This is a genomic window from Streptomyces sp. A012304, from assembly GCF_026008495.1.
GTDB lineage: Bacteria > Actinomycetota > Actinomycetes > Streptomycetales > Streptomycetaceae > Streptomyces.
In genome coordinates this window covers 63,063-77,683 of record NZ_BQUN01000120.1, presented here as the reverse complement: position 1 = coordinate 77,683, position 14,621 = coordinate 63,063, and the positions used below count along the sequence as shown (strand labels likewise).

At 71.1% G+C, this 14,621-nt stretch carries 13 protein-coding genes and 2 tRNA genes; 11 read left to right on the top strand and 4 right to left on the bottom strand.

The window, feature by feature from the left end; all coding sequences use genetic code 11:
* The 3 genes from ALMP_RS32430 to ALMP_RS32420 all read left to right on the top strand — a co-directional run.
* A partial coding sequence (locus tag ALMP_RS32430) for an AIM24 family protein (RefSeq protein WP_264934955.1) occupies positions 1–1,035 on the top strand: 1,035 nt, incomplete at its 5' end.
* An 11-nt stretch (positions 1,036–1,046) separates the two neighbouring features.
* On the top strand, positions 1,047–1,727 hold the full coding sequence (locus ALMP_RS32425; protein ID WP_264934954.1) for an AIM24 family protein: 681 nt from the start codon (positions 1,047–1,049) through the stop codon (positions 1,725–1,727).
* Between the two features lie 16 nt (positions 1,728–1,743).
* Positions 1,744–2,499, top strand: coding sequence for an AIM24 family protein (locus tag ALMP_RS32420; protein WP_264934952.1), 756 nt, complete (start codon positions 1,744–1,746; stop codon positions 2,497–2,499).
* 46 nt (positions 2,500–2,545) lie between these two features.
* Here ALMP_RS32420 and ALMP_RS32415 read toward each other — a convergent pair whose 3' ends face one another.
* Positions 2,546–3,061, bottom strand: coding sequence for an NUDIX hydrolase (locus ALMP_RS32415; protein ID WP_264934950.1), 516 nt, complete (start codon positions 3,059–3,061; stop codon positions 2,546–2,548).
* Entirely contained in the window at positions 3,058–4,494 is a 1,437-nt protein-coding gene (locus ALMP_RS32410; RefSeq protein WP_264934948.1) for a zinc-dependent metalloprotease, read from the bottom strand. The genes ALMP_RS32415 and ALMP_RS32410 overlap by 4 nt, the downstream gene beginning before the upstream one ends.
* Positions 4,495–4,687: 193 nt before the next feature.
* Between ALMP_RS32410 and ALMP_RS32405 the strand changes: the two genes are divergently transcribed.
* From ALMP_RS32405 to ALMP_RS32390, 4 genes are all read left to right on the top strand, one after another.
* Positions 4,688–5,797, top strand: coding sequence for an SDR family oxidoreductase (locus ALMP_RS32405; protein WP_264934946.1), 1,110 nt, complete (start codon positions 4,688–4,690; stop codon positions 5,795–5,797).
* A gap of 123 nt (positions 5,798–5,920) precedes the next feature.
* Positions 5,921–6,379: a molybdenum cofactor biosynthesis protein MoaE gene (locus ALMP_RS32400; protein WP_264934944.1), complete on the top strand. Its 459-nt coding sequence runs from the start codon at positions 5,921–5,923 to the stop codon at positions 6,377–6,379.
* A gap of 166 nt (positions 6,380–6,545) precedes the next feature.
* Entirely contained in the window at positions 6,546–6,710 is a 165-nt protein-coding gene (locus tag ALMP_RS32395) for a hypothetical protein (RefSeq protein WP_264934942.1), read from the top strand.
* Between the two features lie 54 nt (positions 6,711–6,764).
* Positions 6,765–7,859, top strand: a complete 1,095-nt coding sequence (locus ALMP_RS32390) for a PDZ domain-containing protein (RefSeq protein ID WP_264934940.1) — start codon at positions 6,765–6,767, stop codon at positions 7,857–7,859.
* A gap of 46 nt (positions 7,860–7,905) precedes the next feature.
* Here ALMP_RS32390 and ALMP_RS32385 read toward each other — a convergent pair whose 3' ends face one another.
* A complete protein-coding gene (locus tag ALMP_RS32385; RefSeq protein WP_264934938.1) occupies positions 7,906–8,448 on the bottom strand; it encodes a PPA1309 family protein in 543 nt (180 codons plus the stop codon).
* Between the two features lie 164 nt (positions 8,449–8,612).
* Between ALMP_RS32385 and ALMP_RS32380 the strand changes: the two genes are divergently transcribed.
* From ALMP_RS32380 to ALMP_RS32365, 4 genes are all read left to right on the top strand, one after another.
* On the top strand, positions 8,613–11,585 hold the full coding sequence (locus tag ALMP_RS32380; protein WP_264934963.1) for a UPF0182 family protein: 2,973 nt from the start codon (positions 8,613–8,615) through the stop codon (positions 11,583–11,585).
* Positions 11,586–11,653: 68 nt separating this feature from the next.
* Positions 11,654–11,727 (top strand) — tRNA-Met (locus ALMP_RS32375).
* Between the two features lie 206 nt (positions 11,728–11,933).
* Positions 11,934–13,769 (top strand): tetratricopeptide repeat protein, encoded by a 1,836-nt coding sequence (locus ALMP_RS32370; RefSeq protein WP_264934937.1) that lies wholly within the window; start codon positions 11,934–11,936, stop codon positions 13,767–13,769.
* Positions 13,770–13,905: 136 nt separating this feature from the next.
* Positions 13,906–13,979 (top strand) — tRNA-Met (locus ALMP_RS32365).
* Positions 13,980–14,117: 138 nt separating this feature from the next.
* Here ALMP_RS32365 and ALMP_RS32360 read toward each other — a convergent pair.
* On the bottom strand, positions 14,118–14,534 hold the full coding sequence (locus tag ALMP_RS32360; protein WP_264934935.1) for a Fur family transcriptional regulator: 417 nt from the start codon (positions 14,532–14,534) through the stop codon (positions 14,118–14,120).
* Between the last annotated feature and the right edge of the window lie 87 nt (positions 14,535–14,621).

Genomic DNA, 14,621 nt, shown 5'->3' with positions numbered 1-14,621 from the left:
CCCCCGCCCGGCGCGACGCCGCCGCCCGCCCCGGCGCAGCCCGTGCACACCGCGCCGACCATCGTCGCGCCCGTGACCCCGCCCGGCGGTGTCCAGGTTCCGCCGCCGGCGCCCGCCCCCGCCCCCTACGGCCAGCCCGGTCAGCAGCCGCCCTACGGCCAGCCGCCCCAGCAGCAGCCGTACGGCCAGGCCGCCGCCCCGGCCGCGCCCCCCGGCTACGGCCAGCCGCAGGCCCCGCAGGCCCCGCAGGCCCCGACGCCGCCGCCCGGCTACGGCCAGCCCACGGCGCCCCCCGGCTACGGTCAGCAGCCCCCGTTCGGGCAGGTGCCGGGCCAGCAGGCGTACGGCATGCCGCAGGGCGCGCCCCAGGGCGGTGCCGGTGTCTCCGCCGCGCTCCAGCAGTTCAAGGAGACGCCCACCGGACAGCGCTGGACGCAGCAGAACAAGAAGCTGGTCCGTGTCGACCTCGGCATCGGCGGCCAGCCCGTGCTCGCCCGGCAGGGCAGCATGGTGCTCTACCAGGGCAAGGTCGATTTCAGCTACAAGGGCGCCGGTTTCGCCGGCCGGATCGTCGGCAACGCCACCGGCCAGGAGATGCAGCTGATGCGCTGCACCGGCCAGGGCCAGGTGTTCCTCGCCGAGAACTCGACCATGCTGCACCCCATCGAGCTGCAGGGCGACGGCATCTGCGTCTCCGCGGAGAACGTCCTCGCCTTCGACGAGAGCCTCCAGTACGAGGTCCGCCGCATCGAGGGCCACGGCATCCCCGGCGGCGCCCTGTTCACCATGCAGTTCACCGGCACCGGCACGATCGTCGTGAAGACGCACGGCGCGCCCGTCGTCCTGCCGGTCACGCCCACCACCTTCGCCGACTGCAACGCCGTCGTCGCCTGGTCGTCGGCCGCCCAGGTCGTCGTCTCCAGCCAGGTGCGGATGCGCCGCAACGCCTACCCGGGCGACACCGGTGAGAGCGTCAACCTCCAGTTCCGGGGCGCGCCCGGCAACTTCATCGTCGTCCAGCCGTACGAGGTCTGAGGGAGCCCGTCATGAACCAGCCGCTCGCGGGCTACGCCCCCGCACCCGTCACCGCCCGTATGGAGAACCACGGCAACCACATGCTGAAGGTCGCCCTCCAGACGGGCAACGACCTCCTCGCGCGCGTGGGCTCGATGGTCGCCTACGAGGGCTTCATCCAGTACGAGCCCAACCCGCCGGCCGTGCGCCAGATCGCGCGCGACTGGATGACCGGCGAGGGCGCGCCGCTGATGAAGTGCTCCGGCGACGGGTTGCTCTACCTCGCCGACTACGGCGCCAACGTCGTCGTGATCAACCTCAACGGCGACGGCATCTCCGTCAACGCCACCAACCTGCTGGCCTTCGACGCCCACCTCACCTGGGGTGTCGAGCGGGTCAAGGGGCTGGCGAAGTTCGCCGGTCAGGGCCTGTGGAACACCAAGATCTCCGGGCAGGGCTGGGTCGCGCTGACCTCCCGGGGCAGGCCGATCGTCGTCGACTGCGGTGGCGGCGAGAACGAGACGTACGTCGACCCCGACGCGCTCGTCGCCTGGTCCCCCAACCTCAAGGTCAAGGGCAAGCGCAGCTTCAGGGCGCAGTCGCTGATCGGCCGGGGCAGCGGCGAGGCCTACCAGATGGCCTTCTCCGGGGAGGGCATCGTCGTCGTCCAGCCCAGCGAGGACAGCACCGACCGCCTCCGGGTCCGGGGCTGAGGGGGAGCCGAGTCACATGCAGAGTCCGATTTTCGCCTACAACGACCAGCAGACCCAGGACCGTTGGAGCCTGCAGAACAAGCAGATGCTCCGCGTCGCCCTGGAGGGCCACGACGACATCCTGGCCCGCAAGGGCACCATGGTCGCCTACCAGGGCATGGTCGAGTTCGACGCCGAGTACCAGAGCGACGGCCAGTCACGCGCGCGTGCGAACACCGGGGAGGGCCTGGACCTGATGCGCTGCCACGGGCAGGGCACGGTCTACCTCGCCAACCTCGCCCAGTTCATCCACCTCGTGGAGGTGGAGCAGGACGGCCTGACCGTCGACAGCAGCTACGTCCTCGCCATGGACTCCTCGCTGCACCACGAGGTCATCGCCGTGGACAGCCTGTACGGCATCTCCGGGTCCGGGAAGTACCAGCTCAACATCACCGGCCGCGGCCGGGTCGCGCTGATGACTTCCGGTGCCCCGCTGATGATGCAGGTCACGCCCGACAAGTACGTCAACTGCGACGCGGACGCGATCGTCGCCTGGTCCACCGGGCTGCGCGTGCAGATGCAGGCCCAGACGCACTCCTCGGGGGTGTGGCGCCGGCGCGGCAACACCGGTGAGGGCTGGGAGCTCAGCTTCATGGGCACCGGCTTCGCGCTGGTTCAGCCCAGTGAGATGCTGCCGCCGCAGAACGCCCAGATCGGCTCCGGCCTCGCCGCGCAGTACGGCGTGGGTCAGCAGGGGGCACGCGGGCAGAACCAGGGCAACGTCTGGAGCTGAACGCGTGCGGGGTGGCCGCCCAGGTGGCCACCCCTTGCCGACGGCTTCAGAGCCTGGCGCGCGCCGCCGTGAGCAGGCGCACCACCGACTCGTCCGCGACGCCGGGCACCTCGTCGTAGGCGAACCAGCGCAGGTCGAGGGACTCGTCGCTGATCGCCTCCACGGCCCCGCGCGGGGCGATCGCGGCGTACTGCACATCGAGGTGCCAGGCGCACGGTGTGTGGTGGCGGTCCAGGCGGACGGGCCCGTCCGGGAGCAGGCGCAGCGCGGAGATGCCCGACTCCTCCACCGCCTCGCGCAGCGCCGCGTCCGCGAGGCTGCGGTCACCGCGCTCGCAGTGACCGCCCATCTGGAGCCACATCCGCAGCTTCCGGTGCAGGGTCAGCAGGACGCGCTCCCGCTCCGGATCGATCACCAGGGCGCTCGCCGTGATGTGCCCGTCCTCGCAGTCCTTCCACATGCCGTCGGGATGACCGGCCAGATGGTCCAGGTAGAGCTGACGCAGATCGGTCTGGTCCGCGTACCGCTCCAGTACCTGGACCGCGTTCGTGTGGAGAGTCACTCGGTCTCGTCGCCCTCGTCCTTCTTCTTCAGGTCCGGCTTCTCGCCGGATCCGGAGCCGGACGCCGCCTCGCCGAGCATCTTGTCCAGCTCGGAGAAGTCCAGCTGCTCACGGTGGACGAAGCCGTCCGGGTCGTCCAGGTCGGCCGCCGTCGGCAGCATGTCCGGGTGGGCCCACAGGCCGTCACGGCCGTCGACCCCGCGCGCGTCCGTCAGCGAGGCCCACAGGCGGGAGGCGTCGCGCAGCCGGCGCGGGCGCAGCTCCAGGCCGATCAGCGTGGCGAACGTCTGCTCCGCGGGGCCGCCCGTGGCACGGCGGCGGCGCAGTGTCTCGCGCAGCGCGTCCGCGGACGACAGACGGGGCTTCGCGGCCGCGTGCACCACCGCGTCGACCCAGCCCTCGACCAGCGCCAGCGCCGTCTCCAGACGGGCCAGGGCGGCCTTCTGCTCGGGGGTGTCCTCCGGCTGGAACATGCCCTGCTGGAGGGCGTCCTGCAACTGCTCGGGGTTCTGCGGGTCGAACTGGCCGACGACGTCCTCCAGCTTGGCGGTGTCGACCTTGATCCCGCGCGCGTAGCCGTCGACCGCGCCGAACAGGTGCGAACGCAGCCACGGCACATGAGCGAACAGACGCTGGTGGGCGGCCTCGCGCAGGGCCAGGTACAGCCGCACCTCCTCCTTCGGGACGCCGAGGTCCTTGCCGAAGGTCTCGATGTTCACCGGCAGCAGCGCGGCCTTGCCGGCCGGGCCGAGCGGCAGGCCCACGTCGCTGGAGCCGACGACCTCGCCCGCGAGGACACCGACGGCCTGCCCGATCTGCGAGCCGAACATGGCGCCGCCCATCGAGCGCATCATGCCGATCAGCGGGCCGGCCATGGCCTGCATCTCCTCCGGCAGGACGTCGCCCATGGCCGCGCCGACACGCTCGGCCACCGGGTCGACCAGCTCCTTCCACGCGGGCAGGGTCGCCTCGACCCACTCCGCGCGCGACCACGCCACCGCCGTACCGGAGCCGGACGGCAGGGACGTCGCGTCGTCCAGCCACAGGTCGGCCAGGCGGACGGCTTCCTGGACCGCGGTGCGCTCGGCGGGGCCGACGCTCGAGTCCTTCACGCCGTCGGGGGTTCCCTGGGCGACCGTCTGGCGGGCGATCTGCTTGGCCATGTCCCAGTTCACCGGGCCGCCCTCGTAGGAGAGCATCTGGCCGAGCTGCTGGAACGCGGCGCCCAGGTCGGTGGGGTTCAGCGAGCCGAACATGGCAGCGAGCGGATTGTCGGCACCCGGGCCGCCGAAGCCTCCGGCGCCGGGCAGCCCGAAACCGAACGGGTTGGCCGGTCCCTGACCACCGCCGCTCTGCGGGTCCTTCTTCTTGCCCTCGTCGCCGTCGTCCGGCTCCTCCGGCGGAAGGCCGAATCCGAATGGGGTGTCACTCACGGGGTTCCTCGGCTGGTAAGGCCACCGGCTCTGGTCCGGCGGCGCGGCTGCCCTGCAACACCACCCAGCGTAGACACCCCGGCTCGATCGGGCCTCGGTGCTTCGCCGACTGCCGGCCTGCGGCAGGATGGATGCCACCTGGTACGTACGCGTCACTCGCGCCCGTATGGAAAACAACCGCTGGAGACACCTGGTGAGTTCCCCAGATCCGCAGGTTCGCGCAGCGCGAAACCACTCAACCCCGTCCGGCGCGCGCGGGCCCGTCGTCGCCGTGACCGGCGCGGCGACCGGGGTGGGCGCGCTGCTCACCGACCGGCTCGCCGCCTCGGACGAGATCAAGCAGGTCGTCGCCATCGACGAGCGGCGGGGCGAGTGCGACGCGGCGCAGTGGCACATCCTCGACGTCCGGGACCCGGCCATCGCCGACAAGCTGCGCGGCGCCGACGTCGTGGTCCATCTCGCGCTCGACCTCGACCTGGGGAGTGACAGCGCCGCCCGGACGGCCTACAACGTGCGGGGCACCCAGACCGTGCTGACCGCCGCCGCGGCGGCCGGGGTGCACCGCGTGGTGCTGTGCACCTCCGCGATGGTCTACGGGGCGCTGCCGGACAACGAGCTGCCGCTGTCGGAGGACGCGGAGCTGAAGGCGACGGCGGAGGCCACCGGGGTCGGCGACCTGCTGGAGATCGAACGGCTCGCGCGACGCGCCCCGCGCGCGCATCCCGGCCTCAACGTCACCGTGGTGCGGCCGGCGGTGCTGGTCGGCGGCACCGACACCGCCCTGACCCGGTACTTCGAGTCGCCCCGGCTCCTCGTGGTGGCCGGATCGCGGCCGGCCTGGCAGTTCTGCCACGTCGAGGACCTGTGCAGCGCCCTGGAGTACGCGGTGCTGGAGAAGGTGGACGGGGAGCTGGCCGTGGGGTGCGACGGCTGGCTGGAGCAGGAGGAGGTCGAGGAGCTCAGCGGGATCCGCCGGATGGAACTGCCGTCGGCGGTCGCGCTGGGCGCGGCGGCCCGGCTGCACCGGATCGGGCTGACGCCGTCCCCGGCGGGCGACCTGGCGTACACGATGTACCCGTGGGTGGTGAGCGGGAGCCGGCTGCACGACGCCGGGTGGCGGCCGGGGTGGACCAACGAAGAGGTGCTCGCGGAGCTGCTGGAAGAGGTGTCCGGGCGGCACACGGTGGCCGGACGGCGGCTGGGGCGCAAGGACGCGACGGCGGCGGGCGCCGCGGGTGCGACGGTGGCGCTGCTGGGCGCGGCCGCCGTGGTCCGCAGGGCCCGCAAGGCCCGGCGCAGATGAGCGTTCCACAGGGGCTGCGGGGCGTGGGCGCCGCAGCCCCTGTGGAAGGCTCCGAACCGCACACGCGCGTGCCGGGCGATGACACTGTTTCCGCTCGTCCCCGGCGTACGGCACGATGAAGGCATGGCACCCAGCAACGACCACCCCGGTGAGCAGGCCGCGCAGGACCCCGTCAAGCTGATCGCGATCCGGGAGACCCCGCTCTCCCTGGACGAGGTCTTCCAGGCCGTCGGGGACGACGCGGCCGGCGGGACGGCCCTGTTCGTGGGGACCGTGCGCAACCATGACGGGGGTACCGACGTGGACGCGCTCGGCTACTCCTGCCATCCCACCGCCGAGGCGGAGATGCGGCGGATCGCGGAGAAGGTCACCGCCGAGTACCCGGTGCGGGCGCTCGCCGCCGTCCACCGTGTGGGGGACCTGCGGGTGGGCGACCTCGCCGTCGTCGTCGCCGTGTCCTGCCCGCACCGCGGCGAGGCCTTCGAGGCCTGCCGGAAGCTGATCGACGACCTCAAGCACGAGGTGCCGATCTGGAAGCACCAGACGTTCTCCGACGGGACCGAGGAGTGGGTCGGCGCCTAGGCGCTCTTCTGGATCTTGCCGTCGGTTCGCACCGAAGGCCCCCTGGCGGCCTCCGTCGCCCGGGTCACGGGTTGCGTAACCGCCCCCCTGCCGTGAGCGTTGTCAGTGCGGATGGTTAATCTGCTGATCAGTCAGTCGCGGACGCTCATGGGGTTGGGAGGTCGGCATGGCGGCGCTCGCCTGGTTGCTGATTCCGCTGGTGGCTGCGATCGGTGCCGGACTGTGGGGGAGTTGGGCCAACCGGACCCGGAAGGTGCGCGGCGACGGGCCGGAGCTCGACGGGTACGCCCGCTTCCGTGCCGCCATGGAGAAGTCGCACTCCGGTACGTGACCCGGGCGGTGGCCCTGACGGTGCGCTGACAGAGGCGTCCCGTACTGTCGAGGCATGCCACGCCGCACCGCGACGATGCTCGCCTCCACCTTGATGCTGATCGCGCTCCTGTGCGCGGGAGCGCTCATCCCCGTGCCGTACGCGGAGATGTCACCGGGGCCGACGGTGAACACCTTGGGCGAGCACGACGGCGAGCCGGTGCTGCAGATCTCCGGGCGCAAGACCTACCCGACGACCGGCAACCTCAACATGACCACCGTGCGGGTCACCAGCGCCGACTACCGGATGAACCTCGTCGAGGCCGTCTACGGCTGGCTCGCGCACGACAACAAGGTCGTGCCGCACGACACGCTGTACCCGGACGGCAAGACCGAGGAGGAGTCCACTCAGGAGAACGCCGAGGAGTTCAGCCAGTCCCAGGAGAGCGCCAAGGTCGCCGCCCTGAAGGAGCTGGGCATCCCCGCGAAGTCCTGGGTGATCGTCTCCACCGTGGTGAAGGGCTCGCCTGCCGAGGGCAGGCTGCACGCGGGCGACGTGATCAAGTCCGTGGACGGCACGGCCGTGAAGGAGCCGTCCGACGTCGCCGAGCTGGTGACCAAGCACAAGCCCGGCGAGAAGGTCGTCTTCACGATCGTGCCGGCCAAGGAGCAGGCCGCCGCCGAGAAGGAGAACAAGACGGCGACCAGGACGCAGAACGTCACGATCACCACGGCGGCCTCCGACGACACCGGCGCCAAGCGGGCCATCGTCGGGATCTCCGCCGGGACCGACCACACGTTCCCGTTCACCATCGACATCAAGCTCGCCGACGTGGGCGGGCCGAGCGCCGGCCTGATGTTCGCGCTCGGCATCTACGACAAGCTCACCCCGGGCAGCCTCACCGGCGGGACGTTCGTCGCCGGCACCGGCACGATCGACGACAACGGCAAGGTCGGGCCGATCGGCGGGATCGAGATGAAGACCGTCGGCGCCCGCGACAAGGGCGCCCGGTACTTCCTCACACCCGCCGACAACTGCGCGGCCGCCGCCAAGGACACCCCGAGCGGCCTCACCCTCGTCAAGGTCGACACCATCGACGACGCCCTCAAGGCCCTGAAGGACATCCGCGGCGGCGCCACCGCCGACCTGCCCACGTGCAAGGCGAGCTAGCCGGGCGCCGACCCGCCCACGCGCACGGGCGAGCCGGCCGGCCGCGCTACTCCTCGAACGTCGCCGACAGCGCCTCGGCCAGGCCCGGGACCAGGCCCGCGCCGGTGAGAACCTCCGTCGGCGCGTCCTTCTCGCGCAGCCGCAGCGCCGACTCGCGGGAGCCGTCACGCAGGACGGCGACCGTCATCCGGACCTCCTGGCGGTCGGGGTGGTCGGCCACCCACTTCGCCAGCTCGGCCTCGCCGAGACCCTGCGGGACCTGCGCCTCGGCGGACGGCGGCAGCATCAGCCGTTCCACGGTCAGGGCGCAGCCGGCCACCGCGTCGGGCCAGGCGATCGTCGCGAGGAACTCGTCGAGCGGCCTGTCCGTTGGCACTTCGTCCTGCTCGATCGGGGTGAGACCGGTGGTCTCGGACTCGTCCTCCAGACCGAGCTGGGCGGCGAGCGAGGGTTCCTGGGCCCGCAGCCGTGCGGTGTCTACGAGGGCGAAGAGGCGGGCGGGCTGGTCCCAGCCGAGGCCGGAGGCGTACTCGTCGATCTCGAGCACGGCCCGGGTGAGCGGGCTCGCCGCCATGGGAGTGTTGGACATGGTCACAATCCTGCCTCGTTCCCGGCCGGAATCGGGAACCGAGTAAACCGTGAGTAAGTTGCATAGGTGTGGGCCCGCGATCACGGGGGGCCACCCACGGTCCACGAACACGCGGGCCTGACGGATCAACAGCGACTTTCGAGGTGCGCACCTTGGCTTTCCAGATGCCGGACCGCGGCGGAGGCCCGACGGGGCCACGGATCAGAGTGGGCCGCCCGTCCCGGCGGGTCAGGACCCTGCTCATGACACTGGGCGTCCTCGCCGTGCTCGGCATGGCGTTCACCATGTTCGCCGGGTTCTGGACGGACTGGCTCTGGTACCGGTCGGTGAACTACTCATCGGTGTTCACGACCACCCTGTGGACCAAGATCGGACTCTTCTTCGTCTTCGGTCTGCTCATGGCACTCGCGGTCGGCTTCAACATCTGGCTGGCCCACCGGCTGCGCCCTCCGCTGAGCGCCATGTCGATGGAACAGCAGAGCCTCGACCGCTACCGGATGGGCATCGCGCCCTACAAGAAGTGGCTGCTGCTCGCCATCACCGCGCTGGTCGGACTGATCGCCGGCGCCTCCGCGTCGAGCCAGTGGCGGACCTGGCTGATGTGGGTCAACGGCGTGTCCTTCGGACAGAAGGACCCGCAGTTCCACCTGGACGTGTCGTTCTTCGCGTTCGACCTGCCCTGGTACCGCTTCCTGCTCGGCTTCGGCTTCGCCGCCACGATCATCTCCCTGATCGCCGCCGCGCTCACCCACTACCTGTACGGCGGGCTGCGCGTCACGAGCCCCGGCGCGCGCGCCACGGCCGCGGCCACCGGCCACCTCTCGGTGCTGCTGGGGATCTTCGTCGCGCTGAAGGCGGTCGCCTACTGGCTCGACCGGTACGGCCTGGCCGTGAAGTCCAGCGACTTCAAGGCCACCGACAACTGGACGGGCCTGCGGTACGTCGACGCCAACGCCTACCTGCCGGCCAAGACGATCCTGTTCTGCATCGCCGTCATCTGCGCCCTGCTGTTCTTCGCCACCCTGTGGCGGCGCACCTGGCAGCTGCCGGTGATCGGCTTCGGCCTGATGGTGCTCTCCGCGATCCTCATCGGCGGCCTGTACCCGGCGATCGTCCAGAAGTTCCAGGTCCAGCCGAACGAGCAGGCCAAGGAAGCCCCGTACGTCGCGAAGAACCTCAAGGCGACACGTGAGGCGTACGGCATCGACGGCACGCAGGTGACCGAGTACTCGGGCACCAGCAAGACGCAGGACAAGACCACCCTGCGCGACGACGTCGCCGGCACGGCGAGCATCCGCATCATGGACCCGAACATCGTCTCGCCGACGTTCCAGCAGCTCCAGCAGATGCGGAAGTATTACGCCTTCCCGAACAACCTGGACGTGGACCGCTACAGCGTGAACGGCGCGGACCAGGACACGGTGATCGGTCTGCGCGAGCTGAACCTCGCGGGCGTCGACAAGCAGAACTGGATCAACAACCACTTCCGCTACACCCACGGCTACGGCGTGGTCGCCGCCAAGGGCACCACCGGCGACCCCGAGGGCCGCCCGGCGTTCACCGAGTCCAACCTGCCGTCCCAGGGTGTGCTCGGACAGTACGAGCAGCGGATCTACTACGGCGAGAAGACGACCACGTACTCGATCGTCGGCGGTCCCCAGAAGGAGATCGACTACTCCGACGACGAGGGCGAGAAGACCACCAGCTACAAGGGCGACAGCGGGGTCAACCTCTCCAACGCGGTCAACCGGGCCGCGTACGCGGTGGCGTTCGGTGAGCCGCAGATCCTGTACTCCGGTGCGATCGGCGAGGGTTCGCGGATCCTGTACAACCGCACGCCGAAGGAGCGCGTGGAGGCGGTCGCCCCCTGGCTGACCATCGACGGCGACGCCTACCCGGCGGTCGTGGGCAAGCGGATCCAGTGGATCGTCGACGCGTACACGACCACCAACGGCTACCCGTACGCCTCCCGTACGACCCTCGGTGACACGACGGCCGACTCGCTGACCGCGACCAACGACAACCGCGCGGTGGTCGCCCAGCAGAACCAGGTCAACTACATCCGCAACTCGGTGAAGGCGACCGTCGACGCGTACACCGGCGAGGTCAAGCTCTACCAGTGGGACACCCAGGACCCGGTCCTGAAGACCTGGATGAAGGCCTTCCCGGGCACGGTGGAGAAGAAGACGGCCATCTCCTCCGACCTGATGGCCCATCTCCGCTACCCGCAGGACCTGTTCAAGGTCCAGCGCGAGCTGCTCACCCGCTACCACGTGAAGGACGCGACGACGTTCCTCAGCGGCAGCGAGGTGTGGCAGGTGCCGGACGACCCGACCAACAAGTCGGGTGACGCGGTGCCGCCGTACTACCTGAGCATGCGGATGCCCGACCAGAAGGCGCAGGCGTTCTCGCTGACGACGACGTTCACGCCCAACGGCCGGGACAACCTCAGCGCGTTCATGGCGGTCGACTCCGAGGCGGGCACACCCGGCTACGGCAAGATCAGAGTGCTGAAACTGCCGACGAGCACGACCGTCGACGGCCCCAAACAGGTCCAGAGCCAGTTCAACTCCGAACAGGACATCGCCGAGTCCATCAGGTTGCTGAGAGGCGGCGACTCGGAGGTCGAGTACGGCAACCTGCTGACGGTGCCGCTCGACGGAGGACTGCTCTACGTGGAGCCGGTGTACGTACGCGGTGGTGGACTGAAGTACCCGCTGCTGCGCAAGGTGTTGGTCACCTACGGCGGCGTCACCGCCTTCGAGAACACGCTCGACGAGGCCCTCGACAAGGTCTTCGGCGCGGCGGCCTCCACTCCGAAACCCCCGTCGGACGACGGTGGCACCACCCCACCGCCGCCGCCGACCGGCAACACCACGGTCCAGGAGGCGCTGAAGGACGCCCAGGAGGCCTTCAACGCCGGCCAGGAAGCGCTGAAGAAGCCCGACTGGGACGCGTACGCCAAGGCCCAGAAGGAACTCGAGGCCGCGCTCCAGCGGGCCGCGCAGGCGCAGGCCGGGACCGGCACGGGCGGCACCAGCGACAAGCCCGCCGCCGGCCCGAGCCCCAAGCCGTCCGGCGGCGCCACACCTGGCAGCAGCCCGAGCGGCAGTCCCAGCAGCAGTCCCAGCGGCTGATCAAGGGATCGGCCGACAGGGCTGGTCACCAGGCCCTCCCCGCGTCGTGATACGGTTGTGGAACACGACGCGGGGTGGAGCAGCTCGGTAGCTCGCTGGGCTCATAACCCAGAGGTCGCAGGTTCAAATCCTGTCCCCGCTACTGAAGGCGAAGGCCCGGATCCGGAAACGGATCCGGGCCTTCGTGATGTGCGAACGCATGTGCCCGAGGCGCGGTGGGTCGTGCCGCCGTGGGGAGTTGGGGGAACTGTGTTTGACTTGTCTCTCTGTGGGCATGTCGACAAAACGCTGAAGTGACCTCACGGGCTGCGGTATACCAGGTGTACCCGGGTTGCAGGTGGTGCGACGATGGACGTTATGGGGGACAAGGCAACTCTGTTCGAGACAGGGCGATTTGTGCAGCCTTCCGATGAGGAAGCCACCCCGGACGACAACCGGGACGAGCGGGTCGAAGCGGACGACACGGGGGAGGCCGTCGAGGAGGCACGCCGACGGCTCGCCGCCGAAGCCGGTGACGCCGAGGCGATGAGCGTCCTCGGGGCCATGCTGCTGCGCCGCGGCGACCTCGACGGAGCCGAGCCCCATCTGCGGGCCGCCACCGCGGCCGGCGACCGCGCCGCCGCCAACAACCTGGGTGTCCTCCTCCATCAGCGCGGCTACCCCGACGAGGCCGCCGGCTGGTGGCGGGTCGCCGCCGTCGCCGGCTCCGCGGCCGCCGCGCACGCGCTGGGCCGCCACCACCGCGAGCGCGGCGACGAACCCGCCGCCGAGTACTGGCTGCGCCAGTCCGCTGAGCAGGGCCACGTGCTGGGCGCGTACGCCCTCGCCGACCTCCTGGAGCACCGCGGGGACCGCGCGGCCGAGCGATGGATGCGGGCCGCCGCCGAGCGGGGGCACCGGGAGGCGGCGTACCGGCTGGCCAGATCCCTCGACCGGCAGGGCGCGCGGGACGCGGACCCGGACGGCGGTGTCCCCGTGTCCGCGGAGGCCGAGCAGTGGTACCGGCAGGCCGCCGCCCGCGGCCACCGCCGGGCCGCGCTGCACCTCGGGGCGATCCTGGAGAAGCGGGGCGACCTCAAGGAGGCCGGGCGCTGGTACCTGACGTCCGCCAAGGACGGCGAGCCGCGGGCCGCCTGCGCGCTCGGGTTCCTGCTGCGGGACGCCGGTGACACCGAGAACGCCGCCGTGTGGTGGCTGCGCGCCGCCCAGGACGGCGACGGCAACGCGGCCAACGCGCTCGGCGCGCTGTACGCCGAACGCGGCCAGACCCAGACCGCCGAGCGCTGGTACCGGGCCGCGATGGACGCCGGCGACGACAACGGCGCCTACAACCTCGGCCTGCTCTGCGCCGAGCAGGGCCGTACCGCGCAGGCCGAGCAGTGGTACCGGCGCGCCGCGTACGCCGGGCACCGGGAGGCGGCCAACGCGCTGGCCGTCCTGCTGCTCCAGGGCGGCGACGCGACCGGCGCCGAGCCGTGGTTCTCCAAGGCGGCCGAGGCGGGCAGCGTCGACGCCGCGTTCAACCTGGGGATCCTGTTCGCCGGGCGGGGCGAGGAGAGGCTCGCGCTGCGCTGGTACGAGCGGGCGGCGGCCGCCGGGCACACCGAGGCGGCGTTGCAGGTCGGGATCGCCCGGCTGCGGGACGGGGACGAACTGGAGGCCGAACGGCATCTGCGGTGCGCCGCCGGAGGGGGCAGCGCGGAGGCGGCGTACCGGCTGGCGGCCGTGCTCGACGCCCGGCGGCCGCCCACCTCCCCGCATGAGCTCGGAGAGGTCGTGCACGAGAAGACCGAGTGCGAGGAGTGGTACGAGCGGGCGGCGTCCCAGGGGCACCGGCGGGCGCAGGTGCGGGTCGGGATGCTGGCCGCCGCGCGGGGCGATGTCGTGGAGGCGGCGCGGTGGTACCGGGAGGCGGCCGAGGCCGGGTCGCGCAACGGCGCCTTCAACCTGGGGCTGCTGCTGGCGCGGGAGGGCAGCGAGCCGGAGGCGGCCGTGTGGTGGACGCGCGCCGCTGACGCGGGCCATGGACGGGCGGCGCTGCGGCTGGCCCTCGTCTACGCGCGTCGGGGCGAGTTGGCGGAGGGACAGCGGTGGGCGGACCGGGCGGTGACCCTCGGGCCGGGGGAGGTCGCCGAGCGGGCGGCACGGCTGCGGGACGCGCTGCGGGAGGAACTGTCCGCGTGACGGGAGCCGGCGCCCAGGCGTCAGGTGGCGCGGCCCGACGCCCCCGTGGGGCCGCTCACCCCATGCGCCTTCGGGGCCGCTCACTCAAAGCGATTTGCTTCCGCTGGTGGCGTTGACGTAACGTTGCATTCACCGACGCGGGGTGGAGCAGCTCGGTAGCTCGCTGGGCTCATAACCCAGAGGTCGCAGGTTCAAATCCTGTCCCCGCTACTGAAGGCCGAGGGCCGGAACCTGATCACAGGTTCCGGCCCTCGGTGTTGACGCGGCCGAACACATCGGCCGGCCCCTGCACGTCATGAGGCCCCGGCACCTTCCCAGAAGGTGCCGGGGCCTCACGCGTGAAAAGGGTTACGGCGCGGCGCAGTTCGGGCAGATGCCGCGGTACGTCACCTCGACGTCCGAGACGGTGAAGCCGAAGCGCTCGGAGTCGGGAAGGTCGGCCAGCGGGTTGCCGGTCGGATGGACGTCCCTGATCGAACCGCATTGGGCGCAGACCAGGTGGTGGTGCGGACGGTGGGCGTTCGGGTCGTACCGCTTGGCGCGTTTGTCGGTGGCGACCTCGAGCACCTCGCCGAGCGAGACCAGCTCGCCGAGCGTGTTGTAGACCGTCGCCCGGGAGATCTCGGGCAGCTTGGCGACAGCCCGGGCGTGGACCTCGTCGGCCGTCAGATGGACGTGTTCGCCGTCGAGGACCTCGGCCACGACGCGCCGCTGCGCGGTCATCCGCCATCCGCGTCCGCGCAGCCGTTCCAGAAGGTCACTCATGAAAGACAGCCTAACAGCAGGGGGACTCTATGTCCCGAACAGGTGTGGAGTTGGATCAGTAATTGACTTAGATGAAGTCTAATATAG

What these genes read in the sequence shown, in the direction of transcription:
- ALMP_RS32360 (WP_264934935.1), bottom strand. Translation starts at nt 14,534, where the DNA reads ATGAGTGACCTTCTGGAACGGCTGCGCGGACGCGGATGGCGGATGACC.
- ALMP_RS32400 (WP_264934944.1), top strand. Translation starts at nt 5,921, where the DNA reads ATGGCACCCAGCAACGACCACCCCGGTGAGCAGGCCGCGCAGGACCCC.
- ALMP_RS32370 (WP_264934937.1), top strand. Translation starts at nt 11,934, where the DNA reads ATGGACGTTATGGGGGACAAGGCAACTCTGTTCGAGACAGGGCGATTT.
- ALMP_RS32425 (WP_264934954.1), top strand. Translation starts at nt 1,047, where the DNA reads ATGAACCAGCCGCTCGCGGGCTACGCCCCCGCACCCGTCACCGCCCGT.
- ALMP_RS32395 (WP_264934942.1), top strand. Translation starts at nt 6,546, where the DNA reads ATGGCGGCGCTCGCCTGGTTGCTGATTCCGCTGGTGGCTGCGATCGGT.
- ALMP_RS32385 (WP_264934938.1), bottom strand. Translation starts at nt 8,448, where the DNA reads ATGTCCAACACTCCCATGGCGGCGAGCCCGCTCACCCGGGCCGTGCTC.
- ALMP_RS32390 (WP_264934940.1), top strand. Translation starts at nt 6,765, where the DNA reads ATGCCACGCCGCACCGCGACGATGCTCGCCTCCACCTTGATGCTGATC.
- ALMP_RS32420 (WP_264934952.1), top strand. Translation starts at nt 1,744, where the DNA reads ATGCAGAGTCCGATTTTCGCCTACAACGACCAGCAGACCCAGGACCGT.
- ALMP_RS32380 (WP_264934963.1), top strand. Translation starts at nt 8,613, where the DNA reads ATGCCGGACCGCGGCGGAGGCCCGACGGGGCCACGGATCAGAGTGGGC.